The organism is Pseudomonadales bacterium (genome assembly GCA_024234165.1).
Lineage (GTDB): Bacteria > Pseudomonadota > Gammaproteobacteria > Pseudomonadales > UBA5518 > UBA5518.
The window spans coordinates 959,012-979,576 of record JACKOP010000001.1 but is presented as its reverse complement, the minus strand read 5'-3'; the positions used below and the strand labels follow the sequence as shown (position 1 = coordinate 979,576).

At 65.1% G+C, this 20,565-nt stretch carries 20 protein-coding genes; 17 read left to right on the top strand and 3 right to left on the bottom strand.

The window, feature by feature from the left end:
• Window positions 1–19 precede the first annotated feature (19 nt).
• Window positions 20–2,482: a 5-amino-6-(D-ribitylamino)uracil--L-tyrosine 4-hydroxyphenyl transferase CofH gene (cofH, locus tag H7A12_04180; GenBank protein MCP5320009.1), complete on the top strand. Its 2,463-nt coding sequence runs from the start codon at window positions 20–22 to the stop codon at window positions 2,480–2,482.
• A gap of 40 nt (window positions 2,483–2,522) precedes the next feature.
• On the top strand, window positions 2,523–3,212 hold the full coding sequence (gene ung, locus H7A12_04175) for a uracil-DNA glycosylase (protein ID MCP5320008.1): 690 nt from the start codon (window positions 2,523–2,525) through the stop codon (window positions 3,210–3,212).
• Window positions 3,213–3,233: 21 nt separating this feature from the next.
• Here the strand turns inward: ung and H7A12_04170 are convergent, their stop codons facing one another.
• Window positions 3,234–4,070, bottom strand: coding sequence for an HDOD domain-containing protein (locus tag H7A12_04170; GenBank protein MCP5320007.1), 837 nt, complete (start codon window positions 4,068–4,070; stop codon window positions 3,234–3,236).
• 27 nt (window positions 4,071–4,097) lie between these two features.
• On the bottom strand, window positions 4,098–5,054 hold the full coding sequence (locus H7A12_04165; protein MCP5320006.1) for a folate-binding protein YgfZ: 957 nt from the start codon (window positions 5,052–5,054) through the stop codon (window positions 4,098–4,100).
• A 79-nt stretch (window positions 5,055–5,133) separates the two neighbouring features.
• Here H7A12_04165 and H7A12_04160 point away from each other — a divergent pair, with 79 nt between their 5' ends.
• Complete coding sequence (locus H7A12_04160; GenBank protein MCP5320005.1) at window positions 5,134–5,412, top strand: succinate dehydrogenase assembly factor 2; 279 nt, start codon at window positions 5,134–5,136, stop codon at window positions 5,410–5,412.
• Complete coding sequence (locus tag H7A12_04155) at window positions 5,372–5,839, top strand: hypothetical protein (protein MCP5320004.1); 468 nt, start codon at window positions 5,372–5,374, stop codon at window positions 5,837–5,839. Before H7A12_04160 ends, H7A12_04155 begins: the two co-directional genes overlap by 41 nt.
• On the opposite strand, the gene nadB is transcribed toward H7A12_04155, so the two are convergent.
• Window positions 5,788–7,365 (bottom strand): L-aspartate oxidase, encoded by a 1,578-nt coding sequence (gene nadB / locus H7A12_04150; GenBank protein ID MCP5320003.1) that lies wholly within the window; start codon window positions 7,363–7,365, stop codon window positions 5,788–5,790. The two genes, H7A12_04155 and nadB, sit on opposite strands and share 52 nt — an antisense overlap.
• A gap of 220 nt (window positions 7,366–7,585) precedes the next feature.
• Here nadB and rpoE point away from each other — a divergent pair, with 220 nt between their 5' ends.
• The 13 genes from rpoE (at window position 7,586) to H7A12_04085 (ending at window position 20,558) form a co-directional block, all read left to right on the top strand.
• Window positions 7,586–8,170 carry an RNA polymerase sigma factor RpoE gene (gene rpoE / locus H7A12_04145; protein ID MCP5320002.1) on the top strand — a complete coding sequence of 195 codons (585 nt, stop codon included), beginning with the start codon at window positions 7,586–7,588 and terminating at the stop codon, window positions 8,168–8,170.
• A 51-nt stretch (window positions 8,171–8,221) separates the two neighbouring features.
• Window positions 8,222–8,851, top strand: a complete 630-nt coding sequence (locus H7A12_04140; protein MCP5320001.1) for a hypothetical protein — start codon at window positions 8,222–8,224, stop codon at window positions 8,849–8,851.
• A gap of 28 nt (window positions 8,852–8,879) precedes the next feature.
• A complete protein-coding gene (locus H7A12_04135) occupies window positions 8,880–9,821 on the top strand; it encodes a MucB/RseB C-terminal domain-containing protein (protein ID MCP5320000.1) in 942 nt (313 codons plus the stop codon).
• On the top strand, window positions 9,821–10,273 hold the full coding sequence (locus tag H7A12_04130) for a SoxR reducing system RseC family protein (protein ID MCP5319999.1): 453 nt from the start codon (window positions 9,821–9,823) through the stop codon (window positions 10,271–10,273). The genes H7A12_04135 and H7A12_04130 overlap by 1 nt, the downstream gene beginning before the upstream one ends.
• A gap of 34 nt (window positions 10,274–10,307) precedes the next feature.
• Complete coding sequence (locus H7A12_04125; GenBank protein MCP5319998.1) at window positions 10,308–11,714, top strand: DegQ family serine endoprotease; 1,407 nt, start codon at window positions 10,308–10,310, stop codon at window positions 11,712–11,714.
• A gap of 148 nt (window positions 11,715–11,862) precedes the next feature.
• Entirely contained in the window at window positions 11,863–13,665 is a 1,803-nt protein-coding gene (gene lepA, locus H7A12_04120; GenBank protein ID MCP5319997.1) for an elongation factor 4, read from the top strand.
• Between the two features lie 11 nt (window positions 13,666–13,676).
• Window positions 13,677–14,516, top strand: coding sequence for a signal peptidase I (gene lepB, locus H7A12_04115; GenBank protein MCP5319996.1), 840 nt, complete (start codon window positions 13,677–13,679; stop codon window positions 14,514–14,516).
• 52 nt (window positions 14,517–14,568) lie between these two features.
• Window positions 14,569–14,982, top strand: a complete 414-nt coding sequence (locus H7A12_04110; GenBank protein MCP5319995.1) for a DUF4845 domain-containing protein — start codon at window positions 14,569–14,571, stop codon at window positions 14,980–14,982.
• On the top strand, window positions 14,924–15,670 hold the full coding sequence (gene rnc / locus H7A12_04105; protein MCP5319994.1) for a ribonuclease III: 747 nt from the start codon (window positions 14,924–14,926) through the stop codon (window positions 15,668–15,670). Before H7A12_04110 ends, rnc begins: the two co-directional genes overlap by 59 nt.
• On the top strand, window positions 15,670–16,566 hold the full coding sequence (era, locus tag H7A12_04100) for a GTPase Era (protein MCP5319993.1): 897 nt from the start codon (window positions 15,670–15,672) through the stop codon (window positions 16,564–16,566). Before rnc ends, era begins: the two co-directional genes overlap by 1 nt.
• Window positions 16,567–16,591: 25 nt before the next feature.
• Entirely contained in the window at window positions 16,592–17,320 is a 729-nt protein-coding gene (gene recO, locus H7A12_04095) for a DNA repair protein RecO (GenBank protein ID MCP5319992.1), read from the top strand.
• Between the two features lie 57 nt (window positions 17,321–17,377).
• Window positions 17,378–18,325 carry a cysteine synthase CysM gene (cysM, locus tag H7A12_04090; GenBank protein MCP5319991.1) on the top strand — a complete coding sequence of 316 codons (948 nt, stop codon included), beginning with the start codon at window positions 17,378–17,380 and terminating at the stop codon, window positions 18,323–18,325.
• Window positions 18,326–18,332: 7 nt separating this feature from the next.
• Window positions 18,333–20,558, top strand: coding sequence for a bifunctional (p)ppGpp synthetase/guanosine-3',5'-bis(diphosphate) 3'-pyrophosphohydrolase (locus H7A12_04085; GenBank protein ID MCP5319990.1), 2,226 nt, complete (start codon window positions 18,333–18,335; stop codon window positions 20,556–20,558).
• The last annotated feature ends 7 nt before the right edge of the window (window positions 20,559–20,565 follow it).

The window sequence follows — 20,565 nt, the reverse complement described above, 5'->3', positions numbered from 1 at the left end:
GAGGTCAATTCCCGTGCAGATGTTGAGCAGGAATCCCCTGGACGCACTTGCCGATGCGGCGCGTTCCAGTGCCGGTCTTTCGGATGAACAGGCGCTCGCGCTGGCCGGTATCACCGATACCGGTGCGCTGATGCGCGTTGCCGCTGCGATGCGCGATGCGGCGCACGGCAATCTGATCACGTACTCGCGCAAGGTCTTCATTCCGCTGACGCAACTGTGCCGGGATGTCTGCCATTACTGCACCTTTGCGCAGACACCGAAGAAGATCGAGGCGCCGTACATGAGTCTCGAACAGGTGCTCGACAGCGCGCGTGCCGCAGCGCGCCTGGGATGCAAGGAGGCACTGTTCACACTCGGCGAGAAGCCGGAACGGCGTTATCGGGTGGCGCGTGACGAGCTCGCTGCAATGGGCTTTGCCAGTACGCTCGAATACCTGGCTCACGTTGCCGCTGCAGTGCGTGACCAGACGGGGCTGTTGCCGCATATCAATGCCGGCAACATGAGCGCGGAAGAGATCGCGATGCTGCGCCCGTTCGCGCCGTCGATGGGGATCATGCTGGAGTCGTCGTCGCAGCGGCTCTGTGGCAAGGGCATGCCGCATTACGGTTCGCCCGACAAGGCGCCCGGGGTGCGCCTGCAGACGATGCGCCTCGCTGGTGAAGCGCGAGTGCCGTTTACGTCGGGGATCCTGATCGGTATCGGCGAGACGCGTGTCGAGCGGGTCGAGTCGCTGCTGGCGTTGCGGGCGATCCATCGCGAATACGGCAATCTGCAGGAAGTCATCGTGCAGAATTTCCGTGCCAAGCTCGGCACGCGCATGGCAACGGCGCCGGAGCCGGATCTCGACGAGCTGTTGTGGAGCATCGCAGTCGCGCGGCTGGTGCTGGGTCCGCACATGAGCGTGCAGGCGCCGCCGAACCTCAGCCCCGGCGTGCTGTCGCGGCTGATCGATGCCGGGATCAACGACTGGGGCGGGGTGTCTCCGCTTACGCCGGATTTCGTGAATCCCGAAGCACCCTGGCCGCATCTCGACCAGCTTGCAGCGGAAACGGCGCAGAGCGGCAAGTTCCTGCAGGAGCGACTGACGATCTACCCGGCGTTCGTGCGTGACTGCGAGCGCTGGGTGGATCCGGCGCTGCAGCCGCCACTGCGTGCAAACACCGATACCGAAGGCTATCCGCGCGTCGATGGGTGGCTGACCGGCTCATCGTCGGAGTTGCCCGCGATCGAGAGCGCACTGCTTGCCGGTACGCTGGTGGCTGGCCGCAGCAGCAGTCGTATCGAGGCAGTGCTTGCGTGCGCCGAGCGTGGCGAGGATCTGGCTCTGGACGACGTGGTGCTGCTGCTGGGTGTGCGTGGTGCCGATTTCTCGCGCGTGTGTGCATACGCCGATCGCTTGAATCGCAGTCTGCACGGTGATCGCGTCAGCTATGTGGTGAACCGCAACATCAACTACACGAACGTCTGTTACTTCAAATGCCAGTTCTGTGCTTTCTCCAAGGGCAAGGCGCACGAGGAGTTGCGCGGTGCTCCCTACGATCTGGATGAGCAAGAACTGGCACGTCGCGTCGGCGAAGCGTGGGAGCGTGGTGCCACCGAGGTCTGCCTGCAGGGCGGCATTCATCCTGCCTACACCGGACAGAAATACCTGGATATCTGCCGGATCGTGAAGCAGGTGGCACCGGGGATGCATATCCACGCGTTCTCGCCGCTCGAGATCTGGCAGGGAGCGAAGACGCTTGGCACGCCGCTGGCCGACTTCATCACCAGGCTGCGCGAGGCTGGACTGGCGACGCTGCCGGGGACCGCAGCCGAGATCCTGCACGATGAAGTACGCGCCGTGCTCTGCCCGGACAAGATCCGCAGCGCCGAGTGGGTCGAGGTGATGGAGATCGCGCATGGCCTCGGTGTGCGCAGCACGGCGACGATCATGTATGGCCATATAGAGAAGCTGCAGCACCAGGCGCATCATCTGTTGCTGGTTCGCGACCTGCAGCGTCGCCACGGCGGTTTCACCGAGTTCGTGCCGCTGCCCTTCGTTGCCGGCGAAGCGCCGATGTATCTGCGCGGGCGTGCGCGTCGTGGACCCACGTTCCGCGAGGCAGTGCTGATGCACGCCGTCGCTCGCATCGTGCTGTTCCCGCATGTGCCGAACATCCAGGCCTCGTGGGTGAAAATGGGTCCCGAAGGCGTGCGTGCCTGCCTGCACGCCGGAGCGAATGACGTCGGCGGCACGCTGATGAACGAGTCGATCACGCGTGCCGCAGGCGCAGCGCACGGGCAGGAATTCCCGCCGGCGGAGCTCGAGGCGCTGATCCGCGCAGCGGGGCGCGAGCCGTGGCAGCGCACCACGCTCTACGAGCCGGCCGCGCAGGAGCGACAGCACGCGGCACACCACGCAGCCCCGCTCGCGGAGTATGTCAATACGCCGGTGCCGCGTGGCGCGGCCCGTGCACGGATGGCGGTTCCGGTGCGCAACTGAGCCCGACCGATTCGGCAGCGGTGGCACGGGTAGCGGAGCGATGAGCGGCAAGGCACGAAACGACCTCGAGGCGTCGTGGCTCGTGGAGCTTGGCGCCGAATTCGAGCAGCCGTACATGCATGCGCTGCGTGCGTTCCTGGTCGATGAGAAGCGTGCAGGCAAGACGATCTACCCGGCCACGGAAAATTGGTTCGCCGCGTTCCGGTACGCACCGTTCGATACGGTGGAGGTGGTCGTACTGGGGCAGGATCCGTACCACGGGCCCGGGCAGGCGCATGGCTTGTGCTTCTCGGTGCCGCGCGGTGTTGCGGTACCGCCGTCGCTGCAGAACATCTTTGCGGAATTGCGCCGTGACCTGGGTATCGAGTCACCGGCACACGGTTGTCTCGAGCACTGGGCACGCCAGGGCGTGCTGCTGCTGAACAGCGTGCTTACCGTGGAGCATGGGCGCGCGGGCTCCCACCAGGGGCGCGGCTGGGAAAGGTTCACCGATCGTGTGGTGGAGGTGTTGAGCGAGCGCCGCCAGAATCTCGTGTTCATGCTCTGGGGCAGCTACGCCGAGCGCAAGGGCCGTATCATCGATCGTACGCGCCACCTGGCGCTGTCCTCACCGCATCCCTCGCCGCTGTCCGCCTACCGTGGGTTCATCGGTAACGGGCACTTCTCGGCGGCAAACAGCTATCTCGTCGAACACGGCAAGTCGCCGATCGATTGGCGTATCTCCCCGTAGGTCGGGTTTCAACCCGACGAGTTACTGCAGCGAGGCGATGCTCGCTTCGAGGGCCTCGCTGAGATCCTCGACCTCCATCGCGTTGAATTCCGGCTCGAGCCCGAGGCGTGCAAAGGCCCCGATCTGATGCCAGTCCATCTGCGTCAGCGGGTGCCCGGAGCCGATCAGGCTCTGCAGGTTGGCGACCATGACCACGTCGGCATAATCGACACTCGGTGGACTGCGGTCGAATTTCAGATAGTCCGCTGGTACGCACGACAGCTCCGGCGCGAAGCTCCAGGTATCGAGGATCAGCTGTCCGAGTTCGCCGTGCAGTTCCGTGATCGACTGCTCGAGCAGTTGCGGGTCTTTCAGCAGCTGGCGGTATTCTTCGGCGAAGCGCAGCACCGGCAGGGCACCGATCTGGTGCACCAGGCCTGCGAGCGTCGCCTGGTCGGGCTTCAGGCGGGTATAGCTGCGTGCCAGCACCGCACTGATGCCGGCAACCTCGGTGCTGTGCGCCCAGATGCTGCGCAGGCGTTCGTCGATCAGGTTCGAGGTGGCCTGGAACATCTGCTCCATCGCCAACCCGATCGCCAGACTGCATGTGTACTGCATGCCGAGCCGGCTGATCGCCATCCGCAAGTCCAGGATCGGCGTGGACGCGCGCAGCAGCGGGCTGTTCGCGACCCGCACGACGCGTGCCGACAGTGCAGCGTCGCCGGCGATCACGCGGGCGATGCCGGCTGCGTCCGTGCGCGGATCTTCGGCGGCATCGCGCACCTTCAATGCCGCTTCCGGAAGCGTCGGCAGCACGATGCGATTGCTGCGAATCGCATCGATGACCCGCTCGCGAACCTCCGCGACAAGCCGCTCCACCGTGCGTACCCCCGTCGGGCATTGAATTCATTCGAGGATAGCACAGGCGTCGGCGAGTACCCGGAAGATGCTGCCATCGGCGCCACGCAGTCTTGCCGCTGCTGACGGCTGCGCTTCCTCGGACAGTACGGCGAGCATTTCGACGCGTGTGTCGTCGCTTGTGGCACTTTCCACGACGTTGCCGACGGCGCGCGTCATATCGTCGTCCTGATACAGCACGTCACCCGGAGACGGAAGGTTCGGGGACACTCCCGCGAGGTGATACAGGCGACGTTTGACAGAGCCCTTGTAACGCGCGCGTGCCACGATCTCCTGCCCGCTGTAGCAGCCCTTGCTGAAGCTCACGGCACCGCTGCGGTCGTAGTCGAGCATTTGTGGCAGGTATTCGCCGGCGATCGCGGCCACGATCTCTACCCTGCGCTCGCGCACCAGTGCGAGTCGCCAGTGCGACAGGGGTGCCTCGCGACAGCGGGTGGCGAGTGCGCTGCGCAGCCGCGCGAGTGATTCTGCCGGTGACCAGATCTCGTAGCGCTGACCCGCTTCGTCGCACTGCAGCACACGGTGCTCTCCAGCGATGACGATCTGTCGTTGCCGTGTCGGCCACCGGTCCAGAACGCCTCCCGCTGCCTCGGTCAGTCCTGTGCCGAGCAGGCCAGTGCAGGCGAGCGCTGCGCGTTTCACCGTGACGCGCGATAACGCAGCGTAACGGGCCAGCGCCGTGGCCGTCTGTTCCGCAATGTCTGCCCGCATGCGCAGCAGCACCCGTCCCGGCTCGCGAGCCCAGAGCAGGAAGCTGCCGCTCACCCTGCCCTTGGGCGTGCAGTAGGCGCCTTCGATCACATGGTCCGGTGCAGTCTGGTTCACGTCGCAGGTGAGCTGGCCCTGCAGCATCGACAGCGCGCGTTCACCGTCGATTGCGAGAAAAGCGTAGTCGTCGAGCATCACCAGCGATGCGGTGCTGGCACGTTGCAGATCAGCGTTCATGGAGAGGAATCGCACGCCTGGCTGACACGCAGCGCATAATAGCGCACACTCGCGCCGGACAACGGACCGTGGACACCCGATGGAACAGGATGCCGAGAATCGCCGGGTCTATTGGCACAGCCGGCGCGGAATGCTCGAGCTCGACCTGGTGTTGATGCCGTTCGCCGAGACCGTGTACCCGACGCTCGATGCGCAGACCCAGGCGCTGTACCGTGAGCTGCTCGGGTGCGAGGATGCAGACCTGTTTGCCTGGCTGGTGCATGGTGTCGCACCGGAAGATCCGCGTTTTCCCGCCCTGATCAGGAGAGTCCTCGGCAATGGACGGCCGCGAGATCCGCATCCGGCTGGTGTCGTCTAGGCGCGTCACTGGCGTTCTCTGTGCGCTGCATCTGCTGGCGATGAGCGCAGTGGCGGCAAGCACGCTGCCTGCGGCGGTCGTCTGGGCGGTAGACCTCGTTCTGCTGTGCGGCCTGGCGAGGCACGTGTGGACGCATGTGCACACGAACCGCTACCGCACGTGGTTGGTCCATGCGCGTGACGGATGGCGGCTGGAATGCGCCGGTGTGCACCATCCGGTTGCACTCGACGGCGGCAGTACCGTGCTCGGTCCGATCGTGCTGTTGCTGCTGCGTGCCCCGCGGCGCCGTCAGGTGTACGTTCTGACCCGGGACGCGCTCGGGGAGACGGACTGGCGCCGCCTGCGGGTATTGCTGCGTTTCGGTATGACCACGCCTCACCCCGGGGTAAGGATCGTGTCTTCTGCCTCAGGTGCAGGATCGGGGTAGTCGAGGGTGTAGTGCAGCCCGCGGCTTTCATGGCGTGTCAGCGCGCTGCGGATGATCAGCTCCGCCACCAGTGCGAGGTTGCGCAACTCCACGAGGTCGGAGGATACGTGGTAGTTGCGATAATACTCGGCAATTTCCTGCTTCAGCAGGTGAGCGCGGTTCAGCGCGCGTTGCAGACGTTTCGTGGTGCGCACGATGCCGACGTAATCCCACATGAAGCGGCGCAATTCGTCCCAGTTGTGCGAGATCACCACGTCTTCGTCGGAATTGCGCACCTGCGAGGCATCCCAGTCCGGCGTATCGTCGACGACCTTGCTCGCCAGATCCCCAGCGAGGATGTGACGGGCGGCAGCGCGCGCGAACACGAAACATTCGAGCAGTGAGTTGCTGGCCATGCGGTTCGCCCCGTGCAGGCCGGTGAACGCGGTTTCCCCGACGGCATAGAGGCCGGGCACGTCCGTGCAGCCGTCGAGATCGATCACGACGCCGCCGCAGGTGTAGTGGGCAGCGGGGACCACCGGCAGTGGCTCGTGCGCCATGTCCAATCCGAGCTCCAGGCAACGGCTGTGGATGGTCGGGAAGTGGCTGCGGACGAAATCCTCGCCCTTGTGGCTGATGTCGATATACACGCAATCGATGCCGAGCCGCTTCATTTCATGGTCGATTGCACGCGCGACGATGTCACGCGGTGCGAGTTCGGCCTGCGGATGGAAGCGTGGCATGAAGCGCTCGCCGTCGGGCAGCAGCAGCACGCCGCCTTCGCCGCGCACGGCCTCCGATACCAGGAAGGACTTGCTGTTCGGGTGGTACAGGCAGGTCGGGTGGAACTGATTGAATTCCAGGTTGCCGACTCGACAGCCGGCGCGCCATGCCATCGCGATGCCATCGCCGGTAGCCGTGTCCGGGTTCGTGGTGTAGAGGTACGCCTTGCTGGCGCCGCCGGTGGCCAGTACCACGCAGCGCGCGCTGAACAGATCGACGGACGCGCGCTGCCTGTCCAGTACATAGGCACCGCGGCAGCGTCCCCCGGTGACTACCAGATTGACCGCGATATGGTGTTCGAAGATCTCGATACCCGGATGGTGAACGGCATTCTCGATCAGCGTGTCGGCGACCGCACGCCCCGTCGCATCGGCTGCGTGGATGATGCGCCGGTGGCTGTGCCCACCTTCCATCGTGAGATGAAACTCGCCATGGCCTTGTGGGTTCACCAGGCGAGTAAAGCTCACGCCGAGATCGATCAGCCACTGGATGCTCTCGCGGCTGTGTTCGACCGTGAAACGCACCACGTCCTCACGGCACAGGCCAGCTCCGGCGCGCAGTGTGTCGGCGACGTGCGAATCGATGCTGTCGGTGTCGTCGAGTACCGCAGCGATACCGCCCTGGGCCGATGAGGTCGAACCCTCGTCGAGGGCACCCTTGCAGATCACTGCAACACGCACACGGTCCGCAACCTGCAGTGCAACGCTGAGTCCGGCCGCACCGCTGCCGATCACGAGCACGTCATGGGTATGGCGCCTGGGCATGCGGCCGGTCCGGAATGAAAAGCGGGCGGAAATATAACACAGACACGGCTTTTCGACGGGAGCCTGCTTTGTCTGTGCAGGCATCAGCTCGTATAGTAGCGCGCCGAAGCCACGGGGCGCGTCGCATGCGCGGTGCACGCCCGGGAGCGCGGAAATCGCGCAGCCAGAGATCCTCTGGGGCAGCCAATGGAAATGCGCAACGAACGAGTGGGGTCCTGCAATGTCTTCCGCAGAGGAGACAGATCATCAGTTGGTGGAGCGCGTACAGAAGGGCGATCGACGCGCCTTCGACGTGCTGGTGCTGAAGTACCAGCATCGCATCTACTCGCTGGTGACGCGCTTCGTGCGGGATCCGGACGAAGTGCAGGATGTGGTGCAGGAGGCGTTCATCAAGGCGTACCGTGCGTTGCCCGGCTTTCGTGGCGAGAGCGCGTTCTATACCTGGCTGTACCGGATTGCGATCAATACCGCGAAGAATCACCTCGTTTCACGGGCACGCCGTCCACGCGGGGTCGACATCGACGCCGAGGATGCGGAGCACTTCGCGAGCGCCTCGGCGCTGCGCGATCTGGCCGGTCCAGAGAACATATTGATGACGGAGCAATTGCGTGCGGTGATCGAGCGTGCGATTGCGGCACTGCCCGAGGATCTGCGCACAGCGCTCAGCCTGCGCGAATTCGACGGGTTGAGCTACGAGGAGATCGCCGATGCCATGCAATGCCCGGTGGGGACCGTGCGTTCACGGATCTTTCGTGCACGCGAGGCGATCGATCATGAAATTCTTCCGCTGATCACCGGGAACTAATCGGTGGGCGAGGAATCCGAAGGGGTGCACTTGCGGGCTGGAGGGTGGATCTTGAGCCAGATGAACGAGCCGCTGCGCGAGATGGTGTCTGCCGTCGTCGACGGCGAAGCCAGTGAATTCGAGTTGCGTCGGGTACTGGACGGCTGTGAGGATGCGGCGGTCGGGGCGCTGCTGGCGCGTCATTTCGCGGTGCGTTCGGTATTGCGTGGCGAGACGGCAGCGCTCTGTCCGTCGCAGGTGAGTCGATCGATATTGGCTGCTCTGGAAGCGGAGGCGCCGCTTGGTGTCGCACCAGCACCGGCGCGCTGGCGCATTCCGCTCGGCGGAGCGGCGGTGGCAGCATCCGTGTGTCTGATCGCCGTGTTCGGCCTGCGTGCACTGGCTCCGTCGAGTGACGGGCAGGCAGTCGAGGCGCCGGCTCTGGCCGCAGCGGATGCACAACCGCTGGCCCCGCTGGGACCCCCTGTGGCCGTGATGAATACATTGCCATCGGCTGCCGTTCCGGTCGGATTCGGTCCCGCAGTACGCGTCGCGCCGGGTGCGGCAACAGCCGTCAGCGCGGACCGCTTGGCCGAGGACAGGCTGCGCTTGTACATGGGTGAGCATGTGCGTAACGCTGCATTCAATGCCAATCAAGGCATGCTGCCTTACGCGCGGGTCGTCAGTGACGAGTCACGCTGAGGCGCGGTTCACGTCCGGATCGCTGCGCTTGCACCAGGTTTTCGCGCTGTTTGTCTTGCTGGCGACGACATTGACGGTTGCTGCTGCCGACGACCCTGGCGCACGACTCGATGCGATGTCACGCGCATTCCGCACCCTCGACTACCACGGCGTGTTCACCTACGAGCAGGGCCAGACGCTGAGCTCGCACCGCATCGTACATGCGGTCGCGGGCGGGATCGAGCGCGAGCGCATCGTGCATCTCGACGGCAATGCACGCGAATTTCGCCGCGGCAGGCATGCCTCCGATTGCGAGCATGCCGGAGACCGCCTGCTGCGACTCGATCCGGCGCGCCGGCTGGCACGTGAAACCGCAGTCACACCGCATGCCGGGGGCATCGGCGCGTACTACGCGATCGAGTTCGACGGCAGCGAACGGGTGGCGAACCGGACAGGACTCAGGCTTCACATCGCACCGCGTGACCCTTACCGCTACGGCATGGTCATGGTGCTCGACGACGCCAGTTCGCTGCTGCTGAAGTCGGAGACCACGGATGGCGCGGGACGGGTGCTGGAGCGCTTCCAGTTCGTGGAGCTGGAGATCGGCAACGCAATGCCGGCAAGCGAGTTCGGGGCGGACGGTGACGAGGAGACGCACCCGGAGCCTGTGGCCGACGCCGTGCCCGTGTTCGGATGGACGGTATCGTGGCTGCCGCAGGGATTCGTGCAGAGCGGTGGCGGCGCGCGTCGGCCCGCAGAGGGTGTAGATCCGGTCGAGATCCGCACCTATACCGACGGACTTGCGGTGTTCTCGATTTTCGTCGAACGCGCATCCGCACTCCAGGCCGGAGCCGGCGTTGCCTCGCGTGGCGCAACGGTGTCCTTCGTCGTTCCACGCGGGCACGGGCACCTGGTCACGGTGGTTGGCGAAATCCCGGTCGGAACCGCCCAACTGATTGCGAACGCGGTCAATTTCCCGGACGAAGACTGATGTTGATCGAATGTGCTCGGGTCGTGCGTGTGGCGGGCGACGCGTGCTGGGTCGAGGCGCCCGGTGCTGCCAGTTGCAGCGCCTGTGCGAGCGGCAAGGGTTGCGGTGGCGGAACCATGAGCCGGCTGTTCGGAGATCGACGGATGCCATTGCGCGTGCGTGTGCCGGCGGAGCTGACACCGGTGGTCAGCGACGTGGTCGAAATCGGTATGCCGGCGCGTGGTGTGGCGGGCGCGTCCCTGCTGGCGTACCTGCCACTGCTGGCCGGGCTCGTGCTTGGTGCAGTGCTCGGCGGTGGTCCGGGTGCAGGAGATGGCACCGCGATCGCCGGCGCCGCAGGTGGATTGCTGCTGGCGCTGGGCGTCTTGCGCCTGCTGGACGGTCCGGCACGGCGGTTGCTCGGCGAGCCGAGCGTGCTCAGGATCCTGTCATCGTCACATGCAGGTAGTTGATATGGATGGTGTTACGTTCCTTTCTGGAGACCCCATGAAACGCAGCTGGATGTTCGTACCGTTCGTGTTTCTGTTCTCGCTCGTGCTGAGTGATCTGGCGCGTGCGGCAGCGCTGCCTGATTTCACGGGCATCGTCGAGCGCAATTCGGGTGCCGTGGTCAAGATCCTCAGCATACAGAAGGCATCCGGGATAGCCGGTCTGCCGCCCGAAATCGATCCGCGCATGCTTGAGCAGATGCCGGAGATATTCCGTCACCTGTTCCAGAACCGCGGTCAGCCACAGCGTGAACGCCAGTCGATGGGGTCGGGTTTCATCATCTCGCAGGATGGCTACATCCTGACCAACCACCACGTCGTCGACGGGGCGGATTCGGTGCAGGTGCGCCTGCTCGACCGACGCGAGTTCGACGCCAAGGTCATCGGCAGCGATCGCCGCTCCGACATCGCGCTGTTGAAGATCGACGCGAAGGATCTGCCCGTCGTCAGCTTCGGCAATGCAGACGAGTTGAAAGTCGGAGAGTGGGTGGTGGCGATCGGCTCTCCGTTCGGTCTCGACTATTCGGTTGCGGCGGGTATCGTCAGTGCGCGTGGGCGCAGTCTGCCGAGCGAGGACAACGCGAACTACGTGCCGTTCATCCAGACTGACGTGGCAATCAACCCGGGCAACTCGGGAGGGCCGCTGTTCAACCTCGCGGGCGAGGTGGTGGGCATCAATTCGCAGATCTATACGCGCAGCGGCGGTTCGATCGGGCTGTCGTTCGCGATTCCGATTTCGGTCGCAATCAACGTTGCCGAGCAGTTGAAGAGCTCGGGTCATGTGGTGCGCGGGTGGCTCGGCGTTGGTATCCAGGACGTCGACCGTGCGCTGGCAGAAAGCTTCGGACTCGACAAGCCCGCAGGAGCGCTGATCTCGCAGCTCGAACCCGGTGGGCCGGCCGAGAAGGCAGGTGTGCACGTCGGCGACATCGTGATCTCCTTCGATGACAAACCGATCAGCGAATCCGCGGATCTGCCGCATGTCGTCGGGCTGGTCAAGCCGGGCACACAGACGCAGATGCGGGTGATCCGTGAAGGCAAGCCAGTGGATCTGCGCATCAAGGTCGGCGAACTGCCCGACGATGACAATGGAATGCAGGCGGCGAAGGTCTCGACCAATGGTGGGCGCCTCGGGCTGGTCGTGGAGGATCTTGACGCCCGGCAGAAGTCGAGCCTGCGTGTTGCCGGCGGTGTGGTGGTACGCGAGGTGGTCACCGGCAAGCCGGGCGAGCGTGCCGGCCTGTTGCCGGGAGACGTGATCACGCAGATCGGGCGGCTGGTCGTGCGTGACGCAGCGGCGTTTCGTGACATCGTTGCGGGTCTGCCGGCCGGTACGCACGTGCCGGTGCGCCTGCTGCGCAACGGCCAGGCCGGTTTCGTGGCGATCCGTATCGAGGACCAGTGACCAGGAAACGTGAACGGCAGGTCGAGCTTCGATCACCAATCGTGTAGTATTCCGCGCTTTTGCGAGGGGTCGTCGGCGCCGCCCTGACGTACAGTAGGCGGCCGTCCGGTCGACCCCGAAGTTTTCAAAGGCACGTGGTACAGCGCGGGTGACAGCCCTCAACCTGATTCGCAATTTTTCCATCATCGCGCACATCGACCATGGCAAGTCGACGCTCGCCGATCGTTTCATCCAGGTCTGCGGCGGCCTCAGTGGCCGCGAGATGCAGGAGCAGGTGCTCGACTCGATGGACATCGAGCGCGAGCGCGGCATCACGATCAAGGCTCAAAGCGTCACTCTGTCGTATCGCGCACGCGATGGTCACGTATATCAGTTGAACTTCATCGATACGCCGGGGCACGTCGACTTCTCGTACGAGGTCTCGCGTTCGCTGGCGGCCTGCGAGGGTGCGCTGCTGGTCGTGGACGCCGGGCAGGGCGTGGAGGCGCAGTCGGTTGCGAACTGCTATACCGCGATCGAGCAGGGCCTCGAGGTGCTGCCGGTCCTGAACAAGATGGATCTGCCGCAGGCGGAACCCGAACGGGTCGCCCAGGAGATCGAGGACATCATCGGCATCGATGCCTCGCATGCCTGTCGAGTCAGCGCAAAGAGCGGTCTCGGCATTCCCGATCTGCTCGAGGAACTGGTGCGCGTCATTCCGCCTCCGCAGGGCGATCCCGAGGCGCCGCTGCAGGCGCTGATCATCGATTCGTGGTTCGACAGCTACCTTGGCGTGGTGTCGCTGGTGCGGGTGGTCAACGGGCGCCTGCGCGTACGCGACCGCATCGTCACCAAGTCGATCGCCCGCGCACACGAGGTCGACCAGCTCGGAGTCTTCACTCCGAAGCGCATCCAGCGTGACGAACTGCATGCGGGCGAGGTCGGCTTCGTCGTCGCCGGGATCAAGGACATTCACGGCGCACCCGTCGGCGACACGATCACGCACTTCAGGCATGCCGATTCGGCGGCTGCACTTCCCGGGTTCCAGAAGGTGAAGCCGCAGGTCTACGCGGGCCTGTTCACGGTCAACTCGGAAGACTACGAATCGTTTCGTGACGCACTCGCCAAGCTGACGCTGAACGACGCTTCGCTGTTCTACGAGCCGGAGACATCCGATGCGCTCGGTTTCGGTTTCCGCTGCGGCTTCCTCGGCACGCTGCACATGGAAATCATCCAGGAACGGCTCGAGCGCGAGTACGACCTCGACCTGATCACCACAGCGCCGACCGTGATGTACGAGGTCGAGACCACGCGTGGCGAGACGGTGATGGTGGACAATCCGTCGCGGCTGCCGGAGTCGGGCGCAGTCGCCGAAATGCGTGAACCGATCGTGCGTGCGAGCATCCTGGTCCCGCAGGACTACGTCGGCGCGGCGATCAACCTGTGTATCGAGAAGCGTGGCGTGCAGAAGGACATGCAGTTCCTCGGCCGCCAGGTGTCGCTGACCTGGGAGTTGCCGCTGTCTGAGGTCGTGCTCGATTTCTTCGATCGCCTGAAGTCGCTGACACGCGGCTACGGCTCGCTCGATTACAGTTTCGTGCGCTTCCAGGCCGCGAACCTGGTGCGGCTCGACGTGCTGATCAACGGTGAACGTGTGGATGCGCTGGCGATCATCGTGCATCGCGACCAGGCGCAGAGCCGCGGGCGCGCGCTGGTCGAGAAGATGCGCGACCTCATACCCAGGCAGATGTTCGACGTCGCGATCCAGGCCGCGATCGGCGGTCATATCATCGCGCGCCAGACGGTCAAGGCACTGCGCAAGAACGTCACGGCGAAGTGCTATGGTGGCGACGTGACGCGCAAGAAGAAGCTGCTCGAGAAGCAGAAGGCGGGCAAGAAGCGCATGAAACAGGTGGGACGGGTCGAAATTCCGCAGGCAGCGTTCCTCGCGGTGCTCAAGGTCGACGGCTGACGGGTGAAGAGATGGACATCGATTTTCCACTGATTCTGGTCACCCTGACCGGGCTCGCACTGGTGATTCGTGTGTTGGACGCGCTGTTGTGGCGTCCGCGCCGCAAGCGCCGCGAGGCGGATCTGCAGGCGCGCCTTCCGGCGTGGAACCAGCAAGGCAGTCCGGATGCGATCGCTTACGCAGCGCAGGCTGGCAGCGAGCTGCGGGTGCCGGCAACGGTCGAGTACGCGCGTTCGTTCCTGCCGGTGCTGCTGATCGTGCTGGTGCTGCGCAGTTTTCTGGTCGAGCCGTTCCAGATCCCCTCGTCGTCGATGGTGCCAACCCTGCTGGTCGGTGACTACATCCTGGTCAACAAGTACGCGTACGGCATCCGGCTGCCGGTGTTGAACACCAAGGTCATCGACATCGGGGAGCCACAGCGTGGCGACGTCATGGTCTTCTTTCCGCCGAACGACCATCGCTACTTCATCAAGCGGGTGATCGGTTTGCCGGGAGACCACATCGTCTATCGCGACAAGGTGCTCTATGTGAACGGCGAGGAAATGCCGCAGACGCTGATCGCGCAACTGCCACCGCTGGCGCCTACCTACCAGATTCTCGAGGAGAACCTTGCCTCCGTGACGCACGTGGTACGCAAGGACCTGCGCCGACACATTCCTGACAATTTCGAGACCACGGTGTCTCCCGGTCACTATTTCATGATGGGTGACAATCGCGACAACAGCAGTGACAGTCGCGTTTGGGGCGAGGTTCCGGAGCGCAACATCGTCGGCAACGCGTTCGCGATCTGGATGCATTGGGAAGGGCTGCTGAGCCTGCCGAGCTTCTCGCGCATGGGCGCGATCCAATGACTGCGACTACACTTCTGCAGCGCGTGTGCGCGAACGGTGGAGGAGCACGGCTGTGAACGGTTCGACAAGGCTGCGTCAGGCCGGATACACGATCTGGCAGTGGATGGTGATCGTGCTGGTGGCCGGGTTCCTGCTCACGGTCGGCTTCAGTGTCGGGCCGCTGTACGTCACCAACTACTCGGTGCAGGCTACGGTCAAGTCACTGCAGAACGAACCGGAGCTGGCGTCGAAGTCGATTCAGGAGATCCGGGCTGCGATCGAACGCAAGTTCGACGTGAACCAGATCGAAGTGATCCAGGCGGTGTGCCGTGACAAGGCGAAACCCTGCATGAAGGTCGAACGGACCAAGACGCACGTGCTCATCGATGCCAATTACGAGGCGCGCACTCACGTGATGGCCAACGTCGATGCGGTGGTGGTGTTCGGCAACAATCGCGTTGAGATCCCGATCCCCGGTGCCCCCTGAGAACGATCGCGACATCGGTCGCCTCGAGAACCGCAGCGGGCACGTTTTTGCACGGCGCGAGTTGCTGCTGACCGCGCTCACGCACGCGAGCGCAGGCCCTGATAACAACGAACGCATGGAGTTTCTCGGCGACGCCTTGCTCGATCTCGCGATTGCAGCGGAACTCTTCCAGCGTTTTCCCCGCTTGCGCGAGGGTCAGTTGCACCGCCTGCGCGCCAGTCTGGTGCGTGGCGAGACGCTGGCGGAAATCGGTCGCGAGCTGGAAATCGGCGCGGTGCTGCGACTTGGTGCCGGCGAGGCGGCGAGCGGTGGACGTGACCGCGATTCGAATCTGGCCGATGCGGTCGAGGCACTGCTCGGTGCCATTCTGCTCGATGCAGGAGTCGATGCTGCGCTTGCCGTGGCCCGTGGCTGGTACGCGACACGCCTCGAACGCCTCGAGCCGGGTATATCGCTGAAGGATGCCAAGACCGAGTTGCAGGAGTTCCTCCAGGCGCGCCGCCTGCCGTTGCCGCGCTACGAACTGCTGGAGCCGCCGCCTGCGACGGGCGGCGCGTTTCGCGTACGCTGCCACGTGCACGGGCTGGAGCCGGCAGCGCCAGGCGAGGGGCGTACCCGGCGCATCGCCGAACAACAGGCTGCCGCTGCCGCGTTGCAGCGATTGCAGAGCAGTGGAGGGCGACACTGATGGCTGGGTCACGCTGTGGCATGGTGGCGATCGTCGGTCGACCGAACGTGGGCAAGTCGACGCTGCTGAATCATCTGCTCGGCCAGAAGATCAGCATCACCTCGCGCAAGCCGCAGACCACGCGCCACCGCATTCTCGGCGTCAGTACGCGCGACGAGGTGCAGATCGTCTACGTCGATACCCCGGGCCTGCATCGCGGCGAGGGCAAGGCACTCAACCGGGTGATGAACCGCGCCGCGCTGAAGGCGATGAGCGATGTGGATGTGGTGCTGCTGGTGGTGGACCGCCTGGCATGGAATGCAGCAGACGAAGAGGCGCTCGAGGCGGTGCGTCGTACGCGCAAGCCGGTGCTGCTGGTCATCAACAAGACGGATCGTCTCGAGTCCAGGGAAGCGTTGCTGCCGCACATCGAGACGCTGCGGCAGAAGCACGATTTTGCTGCGATCGTGCCGGTTTCGGCACTGCGCGGCAACAATCTCGAGGCGCTCGAGCGTGAGATCACCGCACGGCTTCCTGAAACCACGCACCTGTTCCCGCAAGATCAGCTGACCGATCGCAGCGAGCGTTTCATGGTGGCAGAGATCGTGCGCGAGAAGCTGATCCGCCAGCTCGGCGAGGAGCTGCCGTATGCCAGCGCGGTGCAGATCGAGGAATTCCGTACCGAGCGTGCGGTGGTGCATATTTCGGCGTTGATCCTGGTCGACAAGCCGGGGCAGAAGGCGATCGTGATCGGGCAGGGTGGTGCGCGCCTGAAGCGGGTCGGAGCGGAGGCGCGGGCCGACATCGAGCGCCTGCTGGGCACGAAGGTGATGCTGCGGCTGTGGGTCAAGGTACGCAGCGGCTGGGCCGACGACGAGCGCGCACTCGCCAGCCTCGGTTATGACGACGGGGACTGATCGGTGTCGGTTGCGAGATGCCAGCATGACGGAAACGCGCATCGATCATCAGCCTGCCTTCGTTCTGCACCGGCGCGCGTATCGCGAGAGCAGCTTCCTGCTCGAGTTGTTGACGCGTGATCACGGGCGTATCGCTGCCGTTGCGCGCGGGATGCGCAGCCCGCGGCGCGGTGCGGCAGCGGGCTGCCAGCCACTGCAACCGCTGCTCGTCGCGTGGTCCGGACGCACCGAGCTGAAGACACTTGGATCGACCGAGAGTGCTGGAAATGCCGGTGTACTCGCGGGCGAGCGTCTCTACAGTGCGCTCTACGTCAACGAACTGCTGTTGCGTCTGCTGGCGCCACAGGACCCGCATCCGGCGCTGTTCGATGCCTATGCTGCGCTGCTGCTGCAACTCGCGGGTGAGCATGCGCTCGAACCGTTGCTGCGTCGCTTCGAGCTGCTGCTGCTGCGCGAGCTGGGTTACGGGCTCGCGCTCGACCACGATGTGGATGGCGGTGGGGTGCTCGAGCCTGCAGCAAGCTATCTGTTCGATCCCGGCAGTGGCTTTCGTCTTGCAGATCGGGGTGCAGAGGCCACTGCCTATCCGGGGCATGTGCTTGCGGCGATCGCACGCGAGGATTTTTCTGACCCGATGACGCGCCGCCACGCGAAGCGTCTGCTGCGTGTGGCGTTCGCAGAGCTGCTCGGACCGCGCCCGTTGCTGAGTCGCCGCTATTTCTCGGCACGTCCGTCCGATGACCGGACCGGGTGAGCCGTTGCGGGCTGTACCGACGTATCATGCGCGAGGTGACAGGAGATGAACCGAAGCATGAACGATCCAGAGCGCAATCCTCCTGCAGCGACATCAGGTGCGGCAGATGCGACCGGGTTCGTCACGATCGAGGCTACGGCAGGCGTGACTCCACTGGTGCGCCTGCAGCGCATGCAGGCAGGCAGCGGCAACACGATCCTGCTGAAGCTGGAGGGCAACAACCCGGCCGGGTCGGTGAAGGACCGTCCGGCGCTGGCGATGATCCGCGGTGCCGAGGAGCGTGGTGAAATCCGCCCCGGTGACACCCTGATCGAGGCGACCAGCGGCAACACCGGAATCGCGCTTGCGATGGCCGCGGCGATTCGCGGTTACCGGCTGCTTCTGATCATGCCGGAGCACATGAGCGAGGAGCGCCGGCAGGTGATGCGTGCCTTCGGTGCCGAGCTGATCGACGTGCCGCGCGCGGGCGGCATGGAGGCGGCGCGCGACCTCGCCCTGCGCCTGCAGTCGCAGGGACGTGGACACGTGCTCGACCAGTTCGCGAACCCCGACAATCCGCTGGCTCACTACCGAGGCACGGGGCCGGAAATCTGGCGCCAGAGCGGGCAGCGCATCACGCATTTCGTCGCCTCGATGGGTACCACCGGAACGATCATGGGCGTGTCGCGCTTCCTGAAGGAGCGTGATTCGTCGATCCGCGTGATCGGTCTGCAGCCGGCCGAAGGAGCGTGTATTCCCGGGATCCGTCGCTGGTCGCAAGCCTATCGCCCGCAGATCTACGAGCCCGAGCGTGTGGACGAACTGATCGATGTTTCGCAGCAGGAGGCCGAGACGACGATGCGCGAATTGGCAGCGCGTGAGGGAATCCTCTGCGGCGTGTCGTCCGGTGGCGCTGTCGCCGGGGCGTTGCGCGTCGCGGCGCGCACGCGCGGGGCCGTGATCGCCACGATCGTGTGTGACCGCGGCGACCGTTACCTGTCCACCGGCGTGTTCGACGCGCACTGAGGCGGCCATGGTCGCGATCCGCCAAGCGCACGATCTGCCCGGCTCGTTGCCTGCCGACGGCGCGGCGCTGCTCGCGCGCGTGCCTCAGGCAGAGGGGATCGGCGGCAGCGAGCGGATTGCCGCTGCGTTCGACTGCCTGTTGCGTGCGTGCGTGGGCGAAGCGACCGAGAATCGGCGTCGGCGGATCGTCGCTGCGCTCGACATCGTCGAGACACTGGTGTCGCTCGGTCTGGACGTCGACGCGCTGGTCGCCGGCGTGCTGAGCCAGCTACCGGCCACGGACAGCATCGATGGTGCGGCGTTGCGCAGGGCGTTCGGTGATGCAGTCCCGGTGCTGCTCGACGGCGTGCAGCGCATGGACGTGCTTGGCGCCGGTCCGGGAATGCCGGGTGCGAGCAGTTTCGCGAACCGGCGCCGCCAGGGCGAGATGCTGCGCCGCATGCTGGTGTCGATGATCGATGATCCCCGTGTGGCGCTGATCCGCCTTGCCGAGCGTGTGCAGGCGTTGCGGATCCTCGACGCTGCCGATCGCAGTGAACATGCACTGCAGACCGCGCGTGCCGCGATGGAGATCTGGGCGCCGCTTGCGCACCGGCTCGGAGTCGGGCAGATCAAGTGGGAGCTCGAGGATCTGGCGTTTCGCCAGTTGCAGCCAGACGATTACCGGCGCATTGCGAATCTGCTGGCCGAGCGGCGTGTCGATCGCGATCGTTTCATCGTGGCTGCGATCGAGCGTCTCGACGCAGCGCTGGCTGCTGCGGGTCTGCACGCCGATCTGTCGGGTCGCTCGAAGCACCTTTACAGCATCTGGCGCAAGATGCAGCGCAAGGGGATCGGAATCACCGAGGTCTACGATGCGCGTGCGCTGCGCGTGCTGGTCGAGACGGTCGCCGAATGCTACTCCACGCTCGGGGTGGTGCATGGACTGTGGCGCAATCTGCCGGGCGAGTTCGACGATTACATCGCGAACCCGAAGCCGAATGGCTACCGTTCGCTGCATACAGCGGTGATCGGTGACGGCGGCAAGGTGCTCGAGGTGCAGATCCGCACGCGTGGCATGCACGAGGAGGCCGAACTCGGCATCTGCGCCCACTGGACCTACAAGGGTGGCGAGCAGGGCATGCAAGCCAGCGGCTACGACGACAAGATCGCGTGGTTGCGGCAGGTGATCGAATGGGGAGGGGAGCTCGACGCGACGGAGACGATAGCCGAACACCTGCGCTGCGAGGTGGTGGCCGATCGCGTCTACGTGCTGACACCCAGCGGCCATGTGGTCGATCTGCCGGCGGGAGCGACACCGGTCGATTTCGCGTACCAGGTCCACAGCGAACTCGGGCATCGCTGCCGGGGTGCGCGCGTCGACGGGCGCATCGTCGGCCTGGATCATGTGCTCAGCACGGGGGAGCGTGTCGAGATCCTGCGCGCCAAGCAGGCTGCGCCGAATCGCGACTGGCTTCGCCCCGGCAACGTGTTCGTGCACACGGCGCGTGCGCGCAGCCGGATTCGGCACTGGTTCAGGGAGCAGGACCGTGAGCAACTGATCGTCGCCGGGCGCTCGCTGCTCGAGCGGGAGCTGCGGCGCATCGCATTGCCAGCACCGGCGCTGCCTGCGTTGGCGCGCTCCATGGGCTTCGCGGACTCCCACGACCTGTTCGCTGCACTTGGCAGCGGAGAGACCGGCGTCGGCGAGATCATTGCCCGTCTGGCCCCGGAGGAGCCGGCCGTCGTGCCGTTGGCAAAACCGGGGGCGACACGCGGTGCGCGTGCGGGCGGGCATGCGCGCAGTGAGATCGAGGTTGCGGGCGTGGACAATGTGATGACCACGCTCGCGCGCTGTTGTGCGCCGCTGCCGGGCGATGCGATTGCCGGCTACGTGACGGCGGGGCGTGGCGTCAGCGTGCACCGGGCGGACTGTGCCAAGCTGCAACGGCTGGCGCAACACAGCCCCGGACGTGCCATCGAGGTGCGCTGGCGTGCCAGCGCGGTGCGGTTGCATGAGGTGCATGTGCGCGTAGTCGCGCACGATCGTCCGGCGCTGTTGCAGGAGCTGGTCACGCTGCTCGGCAACGAGCGTGTGAACGTGCTCGATCTCGGGGTCACGGTCGATCGCAGACGCCGCCTGGCGACGGTGCAGCTCACGATCGAGGTCGCCTCGCTGGAGGCTCTGGGGCACATCCTCGGGAAGATCGCACGGGTACGCGGCGTGCTTGCTGCACGCCGTCACGTCGAATGAGAGCGGA